General features: G+C 73.4%; 16 protein-coding genes. 7 read left to right on the top strand and 9 right to left on the bottom strand.

Annotated features, from left to right (window positions below; translation table 11 throughout):
- The 3 genes from ACIBR0_RS22400 to ACIBR0_RS22390 form a co-directional block, all read right to left on the bottom strand.
- Positions 1–471, bottom strand: coding sequence for a hypothetical protein (locus tag ACIBR0_RS22400; RefSeq protein WP_396718637.1), 471 nt, complete (start codon positions 469–471; stop codon positions 1–3).
- Between the two features lie 266 nt (positions 472–737).
- Positions 738–1,247 (bottom strand): GNAT family N-acetyltransferase, encoded by a 510-nt coding sequence (locus ACIBR0_RS22395; RefSeq protein ID WP_396718635.1) that lies wholly within the window; start codon positions 1,245–1,247, stop codon positions 738–740.
- A gap of 103 nt (positions 1,248–1,350) precedes the next feature.
- On the bottom strand, positions 1,351–2,292 hold the full coding sequence (locus ACIBR0_RS22390; RefSeq protein WP_396718634.1) for a hypothetical protein: 942 nt from the start codon (positions 2,290–2,292) through the stop codon (positions 1,351–1,353).
- Between the two features lie 195 nt (positions 2,293–2,487).
- Between ACIBR0_RS22390 and ACIBR0_RS22385 the strand changes: the two genes are divergently transcribed.
- Positions 2,488–2,703 carry a hypothetical protein gene (locus tag ACIBR0_RS22385; RefSeq protein ID WP_396718632.1) on the top strand — a complete coding sequence of 72 codons (216 nt, stop codon included), beginning with the start codon at positions 2,488–2,490 and terminating at the stop codon, positions 2,701–2,703.
- A 1-nt stretch (position 2,704) separates the two neighbouring features.
- Here the strand turns inward: ACIBR0_RS22385 and ACIBR0_RS22380 are convergent, their stop codons facing one another.
- The 4 genes from ACIBR0_RS22380 to ACIBR0_RS22365 all read right to left on the bottom strand — a co-directional run bounded on the left by ACIBR0_RS22380 (position 2,705) and on the right by ACIBR0_RS22365 (position 6,220).
- On the bottom strand, positions 2,705–3,079 hold the full coding sequence (locus ACIBR0_RS22380; RefSeq protein ID WP_396718630.1) for a DUF3263 domain-containing protein: 375 nt from the start codon (positions 3,077–3,079) through the stop codon (positions 2,705–2,707).
- A 231-nt stretch (positions 3,080–3,310) separates the two neighbouring features.
- Positions 3,311–4,327 carry an ABC transporter permease subunit gene (locus ACIBR0_RS22375; RefSeq protein ID WP_396718627.1) on the bottom strand — a complete coding sequence of 339 codons (1,017 nt, stop codon included), beginning with the start codon at positions 4,325–4,327 and terminating at the stop codon, positions 3,311–3,313.
- Positions 4,324–5,334 carry an ABC transporter ATP-binding protein gene (locus ACIBR0_RS22370; RefSeq protein ID WP_396718625.1) on the bottom strand — a complete coding sequence of 337 codons (1,011 nt, stop codon included), beginning with the start codon at positions 5,332–5,334 and terminating at the stop codon, positions 4,324–4,326. Before ACIBR0_RS22370 ends, ACIBR0_RS22375 begins: the two co-directional genes overlap by 4 nt.
- A gap of 100 nt (positions 5,335–5,434) precedes the next feature.
- The gene (locus ACIBR0_RS22365; protein WP_357030986.1) at positions 5,435–6,220 is read right to left on the bottom strand and encodes a DeoR/GlpR family DNA-binding transcription regulator; all 786 of its coding nucleotides are present in this window, start codon (positions 6,218–6,220) and stop codon (positions 5,435–5,437) included.
- A gap of 198 nt (positions 6,221–6,418) precedes the next feature.
- On the opposite strand from ACIBR0_RS22365, the gene ACIBR0_RS22360 reads away from it, so the two are divergent.
- From ACIBR0_RS22360 to nagA, 3 genes are read left to right on the top strand one after another with little or no spacing between them, the layout of a single operon-like run.
- Entirely contained in the window at positions 6,419–7,348 is a 930-nt protein-coding gene (locus tag ACIBR0_RS22360) for an SIS domain-containing protein (RefSeq protein WP_396718622.1), read from the top strand.
- Entirely contained in the window at positions 7,345–8,250 is a 906-nt protein-coding gene (locus ACIBR0_RS22355; RefSeq protein ID WP_396718618.1) for an ROK family protein, read from the top strand. Before ACIBR0_RS22360 ends, ACIBR0_RS22355 begins: the two co-directional genes overlap by 4 nt.
- Before the next feature lie 9 nt (positions 8,251–8,259).
- Complete coding sequence (gene nagA / locus ACIBR0_RS22350; protein WP_396718615.1) at positions 8,260–9,369, top strand: N-acetylglucosamine-6-phosphate deacetylase; 1,110 nt, start codon at positions 8,260–8,262, stop codon at positions 9,367–9,369.
- Positions 9,370–9,429: 60 nt separating this feature from the next.
- Here the strand turns inward: nagA and ACIBR0_RS22345 are convergent, their stop codons facing one another.
- A complete protein-coding gene (locus ACIBR0_RS22345) occupies positions 9,430–10,698 on the bottom strand; it encodes a DUF4032 domain-containing protein (protein WP_396718613.1) in 1,269 nt (422 codons plus the stop codon).
- 56 nt (positions 10,699–10,754) lie between these two features.
- On the opposite strand from ACIBR0_RS22345, the gene ACIBR0_RS22340 reads away from it, so the two are divergent.
- The gene (locus ACIBR0_RS22340; protein ID WP_396718611.1) at positions 10,755–11,522 is read left to right on the top strand and encodes a phosphatase PAP2 family protein; all 768 of its coding nucleotides are present in this window, start codon (positions 10,755–10,757) and stop codon (positions 11,520–11,522) included.
- 10 nt (positions 11,523–11,532) lie between these two features.
- On the top strand, positions 11,533–12,762 hold the full coding sequence (locus ACIBR0_RS22335) for an APC family permease (RefSeq protein ID WP_396718609.1): 1,230 nt from the start codon (positions 11,533–11,535) through the stop codon (positions 12,760–12,762).
- Positions 12,763–12,765: 3 nt separating this feature from the next.
- On the opposite strand, the gene ACIBR0_RS22330 is transcribed toward ACIBR0_RS22335, so the two are convergent.
- Positions 12,766–14,595, bottom strand: a complete 1,830-nt coding sequence (locus tag ACIBR0_RS22330) for an NAD-binding protein (RefSeq protein ID WP_396718607.1) — start codon at positions 14,593–14,595, stop codon at positions 12,766–12,768.
- Positions 14,596–14,686: 91 nt separating this feature from the next.
- Here ACIBR0_RS22330 and ACIBR0_RS22325 point away from each other — a divergent pair, with 91 nt between their 5' ends.
- Positions 14,687–15,175 carry an MSMEG_6728 family protein gene (locus ACIBR0_RS22325; RefSeq protein WP_396718605.1) on the top strand — a complete coding sequence of 163 codons (489 nt, stop codon included), beginning with the start codon at positions 14,687–14,689 and terminating at the stop codon, positions 15,173–15,175.
- The last annotated feature ends 221 nt before the right edge of the window (positions 15,176–15,396 follow it).

Here is a 15,396-nt window from a genome sequence, read left to right as displayed (position 1 = left end):
TCACCGCCCCCGCTGCTTCTTGTCGGCGCCGGCACCCTCGGGCCGGGCGTCGCCGGACCCCTGGTCATCCTTGTTCTGCTGCTCGGCGCCGTCCTTGTTCTGCTGTCCGGCATCGCCGTCGTTCTGCTGCTCGGCATCGCCCTCGTTCTGCTGCCCGGCACCGCCCTTGCGGCGCAGCGCGTCGGCGGAACCACGCAGCTTGCCGCCGACCGCGTCGATGCCGCTGCCGGCAGCGGCGGTGGCGGCGGCCTTGGACGCCGAGACGAGGGGGCCACCGAGTCGGCCCAGGTTGCTCAGCTGCGGGGACGACTGCAGCAGCCGCGATCCGGCGTTCATCAGCCCGCCGGAGTTCTGGCTGGCCCGGCCGGCTGCGACGGCAGCCGCCAGCACCAGCGCCTTGCGCAGCTTGCGCCGGCGGCCGAGCAGGTATCCGGCACCCACCGCCAGCCCGATTCGCGCTCCGTTGTTCATCAGTACTCCTTCGCTCCCCGGGGCAGCGGCACCTGACCGGTGCAAGGCCGGGAAAGCAGCCACCGGGGAAAACAGAAATGGCCCGCGATCAGGTGCCCGTCATCAGCGGACCCGGCAGGCAGTACCCGGCGACAAATGCGTGAAACATTTACGCGATGCGTGGGGGGCAGGTATTCGGAGCCGCGGTCCACAGCGCCGCAATACGGACAATCAAGCCGTCCTGAGCAGCCTGAACACCAAAGAGGAACGAAGGAGGAAAAGGACGCTCAGAGGGCGGGCGGCGTCGAATCGAGACAGATCTCGGCACGGACCTTGCCGTCATCCTCACGCAATTTCGCGCCGCACTTCTCCAGCACCTTCAGGGCCCCGTAATTGTCCGGAACGGTCTCGGCGACGACGAGTCGCATGCCGGCGGCGGCGGCCTCGTTCAGCAACTCGCGCAGCGCCGCCGGACCGATGCCCTGACCGCGGGCGGACCGACCGAGCCACATGCCGGTCTCCGCCGTGCCCAACTCGTCACACCGGGTCATCCTGATCATGCCGACCACCTCGCCGCCGGCCAGGATCGCGTACATCCGGGTCCGGGTGGGCCCGTCGAGGCCGCCGAAGCTGGCACGGTGGAACTCCCGGAACGCCTCCCGCCGGGCGTGCGACCAGCCGGCCGGAGCCTCCACCGGCGGCATCACGTCGCCGGGCTCCGCCTCGGCCGCCGCTACGGAGAGCAACGGCTCCAGGTTCCCTTCGTTCACCGGCTCCAACCGGACCGCACGCGTCACGTGCCGCAGTCTGCCGTCCCCACCGGCCCGAGTCCACCCCAATGAACGGCGAGTGGCGGTCCGGCGGCGGGTATGAGCCGGTCGGCCGGCATGGTGTTCCGCCTCACGCTCCGCTGTCGCCGCGCCCGTCGGTGCCGAACTCGCAGAGCACCACCGAGGCGTCGTCGACGGACTTGTACCGGCGCAGGCGGCCGGCGTGGTCCCGTTCGGCGGCGCGGACGCGACCGATCAGCGCCTCCGGCCCCTCGACGGTGACCACGTCCAGCAGCCCGGCCCAGTCGAGGAGACCGAACTGGTCGACCACCGCTGACGCGCCGTCACTGAGCAGGGCCGCGCGGCGTAGCGCACCGGGCCCCCGCAGCGGCACCGTCCCGGTCAACGCGTGGTACGCGGCGTCCGGGTCCGCCGCCGCCACCCAGTAGCCGTGGGTACGGTTCATCCGCTGCCGCTGGAGGTTCACGGCGTGCCGGAACCGGGCGGCCGGATCGGTCGGGTCCACCGGGATCGTCGCGGCGATCGCCCGCAGGTCCGCCATCGCGGCGTCCAGCCGGTCGTCGGCCACCACCGTCACCCGGTCACCGGTGTCCAGCACCAGCGGGCTGTCGCAGAGCACCAGCCAGTCCACCTGGTCGCCGCCGTCCCGCAGCAGGCAGACCGTGCTCGACGGGGTGCCGGGGTGGTCCAGGTCGCACACACCGCCGTGATCGGCGCGTACCGCCAGGATCGCCGCCGCCAGGTTGCTGACCAGGGTCGCCGCCGGTCGGGCCGCCTCGGCCACCGCCAGCCGGGCGGCGAGGTGCCGCACGTACCAGGACGGCCCGTGCACGCAACCGGTGTCGAAACCCTCCGGGACCGTCGCCCCGTCGAGGACCCCCACCAGCGGGCCGACCTGGAAGACGACGTCCTCGTTGAGCGTGCGGCCCGGAGCCGCCACCGAGGCCGAGCGGACCCGCATCGTCCGGACCACCGCCGAGCGTCGGGGCTCGTCCACCGCCTCCGGCGCGCGGTAGCCCACCCGCGACCCGGCCGGGTCCGTCACTCCCATGGCCGCACCCTCCCTCCCCGCCCGCCGGTCCGCGGACGGACGACTCGCCTACCCACCTCGGTGCGGCGCATGCTCGCCGCGTCCGTGCGCCCGCCGGTTGCTCCAACAGTCGGATACGCCCCGGTGACGCGTTGTAGCGTCGGCCTACGGGCCGCCCACGGCGGGACCGTCCGTCGCGACAGGGGGAATCGGACGATGTTGAAGCGCTTGCACGAGGCCGGGGTGAAGGCGGAACACGCGTACGTGGCCGGGTTCGTCAGCATCGGGCTGTCGTTCACCAGCTGGTTCCTCTCGAAGCACCTGGAGAGGGCGGGCGTGGCGCGGGCCGACCGCTGGGGCATCTTCATCGGGGAGTGGGCGCCGACGTTCTTCGCCATCGGCAACGGCCTGCAGATGTACGAGAAGCACTGACTCAGCGCCGGCGGTTGCGGGCCCGCGACGAGCGCAGCCGACGCAGTCGACCGACCAGCAGCGGCTCGGCGGCCAGCGCGGCGGGATTGTCGAGGAGCCCGTTGAGCAGCTGGTAGTAACGCGTGGCCGAGAGGTCGAAGCGGTCCCGGATGGCCTGCTCCTTCGCACCGGCGTGCCGCCACCACTGCTGCTCGAAGTCGAGGATGTCGCGCTCCCGGTCGGTCAGCCCCGCCGGGGGCTCGGCCCCGGTGGTGGCGTCGGGCTCGGCGCTCGTGGCGTCCAGTTCGGCGGCGCCGCTCGCGAGTGTGGACTCGGGGGCGGAGCGGGGCGGGGGGACCGACGGCTCGGTGCGGACCGGGGCGGCGTCGGGCTGCATGGCGCTCCTCGCGAGGGCGGGCGGCGGCACGGTGACGCCAACCCGGGGACCCCACCCTAACCAGGGCCCCTCCAAACCGCATCCGCCCGATCCGGGCCGGTGCGAACCGTGACGTCTCAGCGGCACGTCGGCCGGCGTGTCGTACCGCTGGCGCGTCACCGACCGTCGGTCCGCCGGCCGCGGCGGCGGGTGCCCGGGGCCGGGGAGGGCCGTCCGGACACCCGCTACCGGTCAGGCGACGTCGCGCCGGCGCATGGCCCAGAGGGCCGCCCCGAGGATCAGTACCGCCCCGACACCCAGCAGCAGCGACGACTGCTGCCAGGTGATCTCCATCGTCTCCGGCTTGCACTCACCGAAGTAGGTCGCCTGGCAGGCGTCCCAGTTCTCCAGGACGACCTTCTTACGCATCCACGCGATGGCGTACGTCGGCAGCAGCCACGCCTCGGCGAACTTGACGCCGGACAGGTCCAGCAGGATGCCCAGGCCGAACTGGCCGACCACCATCAGGGCGACCACCCCGCCGAGGGCCATCGCGGTGTGCCGCCCGAGCGACGCCAGCCCGAAGCCGACCGCCGTCAGGACCACCACGAGCGCGACACCGCGCAGGCCGGTCAGGGCGAAGGACTGCCAGGCACCGGACGTCATCTTCTCGGTGGTGCCGCGCAGGTTGGCGACCAGCCAGAAGCTGCCGAACCACAGCGCCGTCGTGGTCACGGCCAGGGCGAACACGCCGGTGAGCAGGGCCGCCAGCTTCGTCAGGAGTACGGTCAGCCGCTTCGGCCGCCACAGCAGCAGGTTCATCATGCCGCCGGTGCTCCACTCGGCCCCCACGAAGGAGGCGCCCACGATGAACCCGACGAGCGCCAGGATCGCGGCGAGTGGCAGCAGCGTGAAGCCGAAGTTCTCCCGGAAGTCGAAGGTGGACGGCAGGAACCACTGCGCCTCGATGGCCTCCCGTGGCGGTGGCGTGATCACCGAGCAGTCGTCCGGGAACTGCCCCGGCTGCGCCGTCCCGGCCGTCTTGGCCCGTTCGCACTCGGCCCGGAACTGCTCGTTGATCTGGACGTCACGCTGCCACTGAGCCTCGGCGGCGCGCTCGGCCTTGGCGACGGTGGCGGCGTCGATCTTCTGGTTGGAGAAGAAGCTGCCGACGACCACCGCGGCGAGCACCAGCAGGCCGAGGACCGTCATCCAGCGGGTGAAGCGCCGCTTGGCGAGCCGGCGCAGCTCCGTACGGTAGAGACTCACGCGCCCCAACCTCCCCCGGTGCCGCCGGACTGGCCCGGCTCACCGACCTTCGTGGACTGGTCGACCTGCCGGTGCTGGCCGGGAACCGGCGCGGTGGCGGTCAGTTCGAGGAAGACGCTCTCCAGGTCGACCGCGACCGGGGCCAGTTCGCTGACGTACAGGCCCTGCTCGGCGAGGAGCCGGGTCACGGTCGCCGGCTTGTCGACGCCGGCGAGCATCAGGTGGTCCGGCTGCCCGGTGACACGGATGCCGGCCCGGCTCAGCGTCTCCGCCGCGACGGGCAGGTCGGTGACCGCCTCGAGGCGGATCCGGACCGCGCCGGAGGAATGCTGCGCGAGCACCTCCTCGACCGGACCGAACGCGACGCGGCGGCCGAGCGAGATGATCGTGACCGAGTCGCAGATGAGTTGGATCTCGCCGAGGATGTGGCTGGACAGCACCACCGTCATGCCCGAGGCGGCGAGGTCGCGCATCAGCGAGCGCATCTCCCGGATGCCGCCCGGGTCGAGACCGTTGGCCGGCTCGTCGAGGATCAGCAGCTTCGGGTTCTTGAGCAGCGCCGACGCGACCGCGAGCCGCTGCTTCATGCCGAGCGAGTACGTCTTGACCCGCTCACCGGCCCGGTCGCGCAGCCCGACCAGCTCCAGCACCTCGTCGACCCGCGTGGCGGGCACCTCGCCGGCGCCGGCCAGCAGGGACAGGGTGTCCCGGGCGGTGAAGTGCGGGAAGAACTGCGGGCTCTCCACGATCGCGCCGACCTGGCCGGCCACCGTGGGCAGCGCGGCCGGCACCTCGTGGCCGAGGACCGCCATCCGCCCACCGTCGGGGCGGATCAGGCCGAGCAGGGTCCGCAGGGTGGTCGTCTTGCCGGACCCGTTGGGGCCGAGGAAGCCGTGCACCTGCCCGGCCTCGACCCGCATGTCGAAACCGTCCAGCGCGTTGCGGGTGCCGCGCCGACGGCTCTTGTACGTCTTGCGTAGACCTTCGATCTCCAGGACAGCTGGCAAGCTGCACCTCCCCCGATGGTGTGGGTGACGCCAGACACCATACGCGGTATACCCCGGAGGGCAATACCCGGTATGCATCGACACGCCGATGCATCCGGTGTCAGGCGCAGATGACGTGGACTCCGGCGGCGCGGAACGCCTCGACCACCTCCGGAGCGGCCCCGGAATCGGTGACCAGCGTCTCCACCCGGTCCACCGGACAGATCCGGGCGAACGCGTGCCCGCCGAGCTTCGACGAGTCGGCGATGATGACCACGCGCTTCGCCCGGGCGACCATCAGGTTGTTCATCGCCGCCTCGCCCTCGTGGTGGGCGGCGGCCCCGAGCTGCGGGTCGATGGCGTCCACACCGAGCAGGGCCACGTCCAGGGTGACCTCGCGCAGCAGGGCACCGCCCAGCGGGCCGACCAGCTCGAACGACTTGGGGCGGACCACACCTCCGGCCACCACCACCTTCATCCGCGAGCGGACCAGCAGTTCGTTGGCGATGTTCAGGGCGTTGGTGACGACGGTGAGCTGGGCACCCTCGGCGCTGGTGTTCAGGTCCGGGCGGACCGCGAGGGCGCGCGCGACCTCGGTGCTCGTGGTGCCGCCGTTGAGGCCGACCACGGTGCCCGGGGTCACCAGCGCGGCGGCTGCCGCCCCGATCCGCTGCTTCTCCGCCGAGTGCTTGGCGGTCTTGTAGCGCAGCGGCAGGTCGTAGGAGACGCCGTTGGCGACCGCGCCACCCCGGGTGCGGGTGATCATCTGCTGCTGGGCGAGCTGGTCGAAGTCACGCCGGATGGTGGCCTGGGAGACGTCGAGCCGCCCGGCGGCCTCCTCGACGCTGACCCGGCCGTTGTCGGTCAGCATTTCGAGCAGGGCGTTCCATCTGGCGTAGCGATCCACCCAGACCCTCCCAGTTACTGCACAGTCGGTGATTGATTGCGTGCACAGTAGTGCGCGAAACTACGAGTGCGCAAAACCCTGACCTGCGCGGTCGCGGGGCCGGTTGCCACCGGCCCCGGGTCTCGCGCAGAATGGCGCGCGAAAGACGGGTCAAACGAGCCGTATTGCGCAGCGCTCCCCTGCGGAGGAGAGTTTCCCATGTCGTACGTCGACGCGGAGATCGCGAGCCAGCCCGACTGCTGGCGGGAGGCGGCGCACCTGGCCGCCACCGTCGGCACGCACCTCCCGCGCCGGGGGGAGCGGGTCGCCGTCGTGGGGTGCGGCACGTCCTGGTTCATGGCGATGGCGTACGCGGCCCGCCGCGAAGCCGCCGGCCAGGGCGAGACCGACGCCTTCCAGGCGTCCGAGTTCCCCGCCGGTCGCCGCTACGACCGGCTCGTCGCGATCACCCGCTCCGGCACCACCACCGAGGTCACCGAGCTGCTCGCCGCGCTGCGCGGCGAGGTGCCCACGACCGTCCTGGTCGGCGACCCCGCCTCGCCCGCCGTGGAGCTGGCCGACGCCGCGGTCACCATGCCCTTCGCCGACGAGCGCTCGGTGGTGCAGACCCGCTTCGCGACGACCGCGCTGTCCCTGCTCCGCGCCCACCTCGGCGACAACATCGCCGCGCTGTCCGCCGACGCGGAGGTGGCCGTGCGGGCCCCACTGCCGATCGACCCGACCACCATCGGTCAGGTCACCTTCCTCGGTCGCGGCTGGACGGTGGGCCTGGCCCACGAGGCCGCGCTGAAGTGCCGTGAGGCGGCCACCTTCTGGGCCGAGGCGTACCCGGCGATGGACTACCGGCACGGCCCGATCTCGGTCGCCGCCCCCGGTCGGCTGGTGTGGGCGTTCGGCGAGCTGCCGGACGGCCTGCCGGAGGACGTGGCGGCGACCGGGGCGGCGTTCGTGCACAGCCGCACCCACGGCTGCCGCACCGTGCTCGGGAGCTGGGCCGCCGGACGTACGCCGGTCGACCCGATGGCCGACCTGATCCTCGCCCAGCGCTTCGCCGTCGCCCTGGCCACCAGCCGCGACCTCGACCCGGACACGCCGCGGCACCTGACCCGCTCCGTGGTTCTCGCGTGACCGATCTCGTCGTCGCGCTCGACGTCGGCGGCACCGGGATGAAGTGCGCCCTGGTCCGCCCGGACGGCACGCCCGTGCACACCGAGCGGCATCCCACCGACGCCGGGCGCGGTCCGGACGCCGTGGTCGACACGATCCTGGAGGTCGCCGAAGGGCTGGCCGGCAAGGCCCGCGCCGAGGGACACACGCCGGTGGCGGTCGGCGTCGCCGTGCCGGGCGTCGTCGACGAGGCCGCCGGGGTGGCGGTCTGGTCGGCGAACGTGGGCTTCCGGGACGTACCCCTGCGGGACCTGGTGGGCGCGCGGCTCGGCCTGCCGGCGGCGCTCGGCCACGACGTGCGCGCCGGCGGCCTCGCCGAGGCCCGCCTGGGAGCCGGACGCCACGCCGGGCACGTGCTCTTCGTCGCGATCGGCACCGGCATCGCCGCCGCCCACGTGGTCGACGGGTCGGCCGTCACCGGCGCGCACGGCGCCGCCGGGGAGATCGGCCACATCCTGGTACGCCCCGACGGGCCCCGCTGCGGCTGCGGCCGACCCGGCTGCCTGGAGGCGGTGGCGTCCGCCTCCGCGATCGGCCGCCGCTACACGGAGCTGGCCGGTGTCACGGTGACCGCCGCCGAGGTGGCCGAGCGGGCCGCGGCCGGCGAGGAGCGGGCCGGGCGGGTGTGGCGGGAGGCCGTCGAGGCGCTGGCCGACGGGCTCGCCACCGGCCAGGCCCTCTTCGACGTGGAGACGATCGTCGTCGGCGGCGGACTGGTCCGGGCCGGCGCCCAGCTGCTCGACCCGCTGCGTGCCGCCGTGCACGAGCGGATGACGTTCCACCGGGAACCGCGCCTGGTCGCGGCGGCCCTCGGCGACGAGGCAGGCTGTCTCGGCGCGGCCCTGCTCGCCCTCGACAGTTAAGGAGACGTGATGGCCCTTCGGGTGAACGGCAAGGTGGTGACCCCGACCGGTGTCATCCGGCAGGGCTGCGTGGAGCTGGACGGCGACCGGATCAGCGCGGTGGCCGAGTACCCGTCGGTGCGCGACGGCCACTGGATCCTCCCCGGCTTCGTGGACATCCACACCCACGGCGGGGGCGGGCACACCTTCACCACCGGCGACGCCGAGCAGGCCCGCGCGGCGGCCGGCTTCCACCTGCGGCACGGCACCACCACCCTCCTGGCCAGCCTGGTCAGCTCGCCGTTCGCGCTGATGCGCGACGCCACCGCCGCGTACGCCCCGCTGGTCCGCGAGGGCGTGCTCGCCGGGATCCACTTCGAGGGGCCCTACCTGTCGGCGGCCCGCTGCGGCGCGCAGAACCCGGAGTTCCTCCGTGACCCGTCGACCGACGAGTTGGCCGAGCTGATCGAGCTGGGCGACGGCGCGGTCCGCATGGTCACCCTGGCGCCCGAGCGGGACGGCGCGCTGGAGGCGGTCAAGCTGCTCACCGGCCGGGGCGTGGTGGCCGCCGTCGGGCACACCGACGCCACGTACGACCAGACCCGCGCCGCCGTGGCGGCCGGCGCGAGCGTCGGCACCCACCTTTTCAACGGGATGCGCCCGGTGCACCACCGCGAGCCCGGCCCGGTCGTGGCGCTGCTGTCCGCCCCGAACGTCGTGTGCGAGCTGGTCGCCGACGGGGTGCACCTGCACGACGGCATGCTGGCCTTCGCCAGCACGACCGCCGGCCCCGACCGGACCGCGCTGATCACCGACGCGATGGCCGCCGCCGGCATGCCCGACGGGGAGTACGAGCTGGGTGGCCAGGCCGTGTCCGTCGCCGACGGGATGGCCCGGCTGGCCCGCGACGGTGCGATCGCCGGCAGCACCCTGACCATGGACGCGGCGCTGCGGCACGCGGTCGACGCCGGCATCCCGATGGCCGACGCGACCCGGATGGTGGCGACCACGCCGGCCCGCGCGATCGGGCTCGGCGACCGGCTCGGCGCCCTCCAGATCGGGCTCCGCGCCGACCTGGTCGTCCTCGACGACGACCTGAACGTGGTGCGGGTGATGCGCGGCGGCTCCTGGGTGGAGTGACCGTCACAGCCTCCCCAGCAACCGGACGCCGCGCCGCATGCGCCAGGCTCCCGCACCCGGTCAGCCGATGACGGCGGGGACCTCGACGCCGAGGACGGCCTGCTCGTCGGGGCGGTGCGCGAGCACGTTGGACAGGTACGACTGCACGGCCGGGGCCATCCCCACGTCCCGGCCGGCCTCCTCGGAGAGCAGCCACTTGTGCTCGATGATCTGCGCGAAGATCTCCTGCGGCTCCAGCTTCCGGCGCAGGTTCGCGGGGACCGCCCGGACGACCGGTTCGAAGACCTCGGTCAGCCAGCGGTGGGCGGCCTGCTGCTCGTCGGTCAGGTCGCTCTCCGCCCGGTACGCGTCGAGGTCGTTGAGGAGCCGCCGGGCCTGGTTCTCCTCGGCGTCCAGGCCGGTGAGCCGGAGCAGCCGCCGGGTGTGGTAGCCGGCGTCGACCACCTTCGGGCGGATCAGGTAACGCCCGTCGTCGATCGTCGACATGGCCACCTCGGCGACGTCGAAGCCCATCTCGTTGAGGCGGCGGATGCGGCCCTCGATGTCGTGCCGGGCCTCCCGCTCGACCTGCTGCTCGTACGTGATCTCGTGCCAGAGCCGCTCGTAGCGCTGCACGACCTCCTCGCAGACCACCTCCGGGTCGATCGACTCGTGCAGCAGGCCGGCGGCCTGGAGGTCGAGCGCCTCACCGAAGATGTTGACCCGGGCGATCTCCAGGTCCTCACCGCGCTGCCCGTTGGACAGCGCGCTGTGCAGGGCGCCCGTCTCGGCGTCGACCAGGTACGCGGCGAAGGCCCCGGCGTCCCGCCGGAACAGCGTGTTCGACAGCGAGCAGTCGCCCCAGAAGAATCCGGTCAGGTGCATCCGCACGAGCAGCGCGGCCAGCGCGTCGAGCAGCCGCTGCATCGTCTCCGGGCGCAGCGTGTGCGAGAACAGCGCCCGATACGGCAGGGAGAACTGGAGGTGCCGGGTGATCAGCACCGACTCGAGCGGCTCACCGTCCTCGGTCTGCCGGTCGGCGACGATCGCCACCGCCTCCACCGAGGGGAAGTCGATCCGCTCCAGGGCGCGCAGCAGGTCGTACTCCCGCTCGGCGATCCGCTCGCGGGTCTCCTTGAACGCGTACACGTAGTCACCGAGCCGGACGAACCGGACGATGTGCCGGGAGATGCCCTGGGGCAGCGCCACCAGGTGCTGGGCAGGCCACTCCTCCAGCGGCGTCGACCAGGGAAGGTCGAGCAGCGCCGGGTCGACGAGGGCCGAGGTGATCCGCACGCGGACAAGTGTGACGGTTGTCCCCGCGGAGCGCCGCTTTTCGTGGCTGGGCACACAGGGCCCCCGGCCCGTCCCGGTCGGGCCTCGCGGGTGGCCGGTAGCGTGGTCGCGTGCGGGAAACCACGACGGTACGGCCGAAGCCACTGCTCCGGCCGGTCCGCCCGGCCGGCTGGTGGTTCGACGTTCTGCTGCTCGCCGGGCTGGTGCTGCTCACCGTCGCCCTCGCCAACGGTCACCTCTTCGGTCTGGACCGCGCGATCGCCGACTGGTCCGACGCGCACCGCCCTCCGGTGGCGTACTGGGTCGCCCGGATCCTCAACTACCTCGGGCAGGGCACCCCGCTGACGCTGATCGCCGCCGGGCTGGGCCTCCTGCTGGCGGTCCGGCTCCGGTCGGTCCGTCCGCTGCTGCCGCCGGTCGTCGCGTTCGCGTTCACCTACCTGACGATCGGCCCGCTCAAGGTGTGGACGGCCCGGCCGGCGCCCAGCGCCGCCACCCGCGAGCCGTTCCTGCCACCGGAGCGGACCCTCCCGCTCTTCCAGGACGACCTGCCGCTGCGCTTCGCCCAGTCCTACCCGTCCGGGCACGTCGCCAACGCGATCGTCTGGTACGGGGTGATCGCCCTGCTGCTCGCCCCCTTGCTGCGCGGCTACGGACGCACGATGCCGCCCCGACTGGTCACCGTGGTCCGGATCGTCCCGCCGCTCGTGGTGCTCACCACGACCACCTACCTCGGCTGGCACTGGCTGACCGACTCGGTGGCCGGACTGCTGCTCGGCCTCCTGCTGGACCGGCTGCTGCACCGGGTGCCCTGGGACGACCTGCCGCTGCCGAGGGCGCTCGACCGCTGGAACCCGCCGTTCACCTCGTACCCCTAGGGTGTCGCTCGTGGATCAACTGGCGCGCCGGCTGGGCGTACGCGACGCCGTCGTCATCGGTCTGGGCTCGATGCTCGGCGCGGGCGTCTTCGTGGTCTTCGCCCCCGCCGCGGCGGCGGCCGGGGGTGTCGGGCTGCTGGCGGCGCTGGCGCTGGCCGGCTTCGTCGCCTTCTGCAACGCGACCAGTTCGGCGCGGCTCGCCGCCCGCTACCCGGAGTCCGGCGGCACGTACGTCTACGGGCGGGAGCGCCTCGGCCCGTTCGCCGGGTTCCTGGCCGGCTGGGGGTTCGTGGTCGGCAAGACGGCGAGCTGCGCGGCGATGGCGCTGACCATCGGGGCGTACCTGTGGCCGGGCCAGGCCCGGCTCGTCGCGGTCGCCGCCGTCGTCGCGGTGACCGCCGTCAACCTGCGTGGCGTCGCGAAGACCGCGACCGCGACCCGGGTCCTGGTCGTCGTCGTCCTGGCGATCCTGGCGGTGGTGGCCGTGGTCGGTGCGACCGACTTCTCCGTCGGCCGGCTCGCCGACACCGACGGCGCCGGCCGGGGCGTGCTCACCGCTGCCGGACTGCTCTTCTTCGCCTTCGCCGGGTACGCGCGGGTCGCCACCCTCGGCGAGGAGGTCCGCGACCCGGAACGGACGATCCCCCGGGCGGTGCCGCTCGCGCTCGGCATCGTGCTGGCGATCTACCTGGTGCTCGCCGTGATCGCGCTCGGCGTCCTCGGGCCGGACCGGCTCGCCGGGTCCGCCGCGCCGCTGGCCGACGTGGTGAGCGCCGCCGGGCTGCCCGGCCTGGCCTGGGTGGTTCGCGCCGGGGCGGCCGTCGCGGTGACCGGGGTGCTGCTCTCCCTGCTGGCCGGGGTCGGCCGCACCACCCTGGCGATGGCCCGCCGCCGCGACCTGCCCGGCGCGCTGGACGCCGTGCACCCGGTCCACCGGGTGCCGCACCGGGCCGAGTTGGCGGTGGCCGCAGTGGTGATCGTCGTGGTGCTGCTCGGCGACGTGCGGGACGCCATCGGGTTCTCCAGCGTCACGGTGCTGGTCTACTACGCGATCACGAACGCGGCGGCGCTGACCCTGGGCCGGGAGCCCGCGCGGAAGCTGCCGGTGCAGGCGCTGGCCGCGCTCGGGCTGGTCGGCTGCCTGCTGCTCGCGGTCAACCTGCCGCTGTCGAGCGTGCTCGCCGGCTTCGGGGTCCTCGCCGTCGGCGCGACCGGCTACGCCCTCCGCCGACGATCCTGACGCTCAGTCCTCCGCCTCGCGCGGCCCCGGCAGGCCGGCCGGTCGCGGCGGCGTGCCCGCCGGACGCGGGGACGCGCCGGGAGGCGGCGGGGGCTCCGGTGGGGCGGTCTCGCGGAGCAGGGCGTTCAGCCCGGCCCGGCGGGCCACCACGGTCAGCCGGTCACCGGCCACGATCACCAGCCGCCGGTCGGGCGCCCAGTCGTACTTCTGGCCGGCGCGGGCGTGCGCCAGCAGCCGTACGCTCTCCGGGCGGTCCACCGCCGCGAGCGCCCGGCCGTCCAGTCCGGAGCCGGCCGCCACCGAGACCTCCGTGACCAGGAGCGCGTGCCGGCCCACCGGGATGGTGGCGAGCACCGCCCGGTCCAGCAACGCGGCGACGAACGAGGGCGCGGCCAGGTACGACACGCTGCGCGAGATGCCGATACCGAAGGCCCGCTGGACGCGTTCGGCGAAGTCGCCGTCGAAGAGGCGCAGCACCACCCGCAACTCGTCGGTGAGGGCCCGACCGTTGAGGGCCGCCCGCAGGTTGGCGCCGTCGTCGGTCGACACCACCACCAGCGCCTGGCAGCTCTCGACCGACGCGACCCGCAGCGTCTCCTCCAGGGCCGCGTCCCCCACCACGACCGGTACGCCGAGCCGCCGGGCCAACGGCACGCCTCGCGCGTTGGGGTCCTTGTCGATCGCCACCACCTCGACGCCGAAGTCGCAGAGCTGGGCCATCACCCGCATGCCGATGTTGCCCAGCCCGACCACCACGACGTGCCCCGAGCGCTCCGGCAGGATGCGGCCCGTGTGCAGGGCGAGCCGCGCGTTGACGATGCCGTCGACGACCACGGCCGTGATCAGGGGGATCAACGCCAGCCCGGCCAGGTTGAGCACCACCTGCATGACCTGCTGGGCAACCGGCTTGCCCGGCTCCGGATCCTGCCCGCTCAACGTGGTGACGAGCGTCAGGTAGAGCGCCTGACCCAGACTCACGTGGGCGGTGCCCGCGTACAGCCCGCCGAGGGCGGCGATCACCGCGAGCAGGACGAGCACCGCGATGCCGATCTTGCGGGTGGCGAAGCTGCGGACCGCGCGGACCAGCATCGCGACCGGACGACGCCGGCGCCGCGCCCGGCGCAACCGGCGGGCGGCCAGTTCGGTGCCCGGGGGCGCGCCCGTGGCCTCGGCGAGCACCACGTCCGCGTCGCCCTCGTCGGCCGGGAGCACCCGGACCTCCTGCGCGTCCCGGGTGTCGGCGATCGCGCACACCACGTCGACCGGCCGGACGTCGTCGCGCCGCGCCACGTACAGGGTGCGCCCACCGTGCCGGAAGTGCGTCGGATCGACCTCGCCGAGCGCGGCGGCCACGAAGGCCGGCGCCGCCATCGACGCGTCCGACAGCACCGCTGAGTCCGGGAAGATCTGCCGGACCCCGTTCGCCAGGCCCGTGTTGAACATCCGCACCACCAGGCGCAGCCGGGGCTCGACCTCCTGGGCGCAGAGCGCGGCGTGCATGTTGCCGACGTCGTCCTGGTGCAGCAGGGCGAGCCCGTCGGCCCCGGCCAGGCCGGCGCGGCGGAACGTCACCTCGTCCAGCCGGTCGGCGCGGACCACCTCGACGCCCTCGATGTCCCGCCCGTCCGGGCTGTCCGTACGCCGGCGCTCCGGCACCACCAGCGTGATCCGGATCCCGCCGCTCTGCACCTCGGTGGCGAGCAGCGCCTTGACCACCCAGTACGCCAGCGCGTCGTGGCCGCAGATCACGTAGTGCGCCCTGGGATCCCCGTTGACCCAGCGCCGGCCGGCCCGGCGCGCGCGATCGAGGAGGGGCTCCGCCATGTGCCGCATGGTAGTCACCCGGTCGCAACGCGCGCTGCCCCCTGATCATGAACGCTGGTCGCCGGAGCATGTCGCGCCCCGCGACGGGTAGAGCAGCGGTATGCAGACGTTCCTCCCGTACCCGGACTTCCTGGCCAGCGCACGGACGCTGGACCAGAAGCGGCTGGGCAAGCAGCGGGTGGAGACGATCCAGGTGCTGCGCGGCCTCACCCGCCCGGCGTACGGGTGGCGCAACCACCCGGCGGTGAAGATGTGGGCCGGGTACGAGGAGGCCCTGACCCGGTACGGGCTGGACATGTGCGCGGTCTGGTGTGAGCCGGGCCGGGCGGACACCTGCGCCGCCACGATGACGAGCGACCTCGCCGCCGCGTGCGGCCTGACCCGGGTCCGCACCCAGGGGGAGCTGGCCGCCGCCGGTGAGCTGCCGCCCTGGCTGGGCCGGGAGGAGCTGCACCTCAGCCACCGCTCGTCGCTGTTGCGCAAGGACCCCGAGCACTACCGGCCGCTCTTCGACGACGCCGTCCCTCCCGACCTGGAGTACGTCTGGCCCGCCTCCGACCGCGAACGACGCTGCCTCCTGCCCGAGTGAAAGGAAGGGCCCCTTCTTAACGCCTGCGGTAGAGGAAGGGCCCCGCCTTAACACCTCGCCACCACACCCGACGCACACCCGTCAGGCCGGTGTTAACAAGGGGCCCTTTTACAACGCCAGGCGTTAAGTGAGCGTTTGAGAAGTGGGTTGGTTCGGCGGCGTGTCGTGTTGGAGGTAAGGGAAGGCCCTCGGTAGGTCCGGTGGTGTCGAGCCAACCGTTT

It is taken from the genome of Micromonospora sp. NPDC049497, assembly GCF_044465805.1.
Taxonomy (GTDB): Bacteria; Actinomycetota; Actinomycetes; order Mycobacteriales; family Micromonosporaceae; genus Micromonospora.
The sequence above is the reverse complement of the archived record's forward strand: the minus strand, read 5'-3'. Positions and strand labels throughout refer to the sequence as shown.